Source organism: Pseudoflavonifractor sp. An85 (assembly GCF_002161235.1).
Taxonomy (GTDB): domain Bacteria; phylum Bacillota; class Clostridia; order Oscillospirales; family Oscillospiraceae; genus Enterenecus.
On the sequence record NZ_NFHE01000138.1, the window covers coordinates 1 to 623 of the forward strand.

A 623-nucleotide genomic window follows, 5' to 3' on the forward strand; every position below is an offset into this window, starting at 1 on the left:
GACAGCTCGCCGGTGCCATCGCCATGATCGTCGGCGGCGCAATCGTCTGCGGCGCGGCCATCTACTTCGGCTCCCTCGATACCTCGTGGTCCGGTGCGGCGGCCACCATGACCAACACCGTCTACGTGGACGCCGCCCCGGCGTCGTGGACGGCGGACGCCTCGTCCTTCCACCTGATCGCCTGAGAGGGGGACGCCCATGCTCTCCGTGACCGTACACAAGGACATCGCCGAGTACCAGCCGAAGGTCGTGGGCAAGATGACCGGGCGCACCCTCATCTCCATCGTGGGTGCGCTCGGCGTCAGCGTCCTCACGGGCGTCTACCTGTACTTCGTGCTGGGCCTGAACCCCGGCGACTACATGATGGTGATATATGCCGTGAGCCTGCCGTTCTGGTGCTGCGGGTTCATGCGTCCCAAGGGGATGCCCTTCGAGAAGTTCGTTCCCCTGTGGCTCCGCGCCAAATTCACCGACGACCGTATCTTCTACACGCCGTCGATGGCACGCAGCGGCCTTGTCCACGACCCCGGCCAGCCCGACCGAAAGAAAGGAAGCATCTATGGAAAATACTACCGAAAGCAGGGAAATCTCAAGGGGATCGAAGCCTATTCCCCCCGCGCGGA

General features: G+C 63.7%; 1 protein-coding gene and 1 pseudogene. Both read left to right on the forward strand.

Annotated elements, in window-relative coordinates; translation table 11 throughout:
* Positions 1–185 (forward strand): annotated as a pseudogene (locus B5G37_RS15470) (hypothetical protein); the annotation flags it as partial.
* A 13-nt stretch (positions 186–198) separates the two neighbouring features.
* Positions 199–623, forward strand: a 425-nt coding sequence (locus tag B5G37_RS14840) for a PrgI family protein (protein ID WP_087259000.1), incomplete at its 3' end; no start/stop codon positions are given.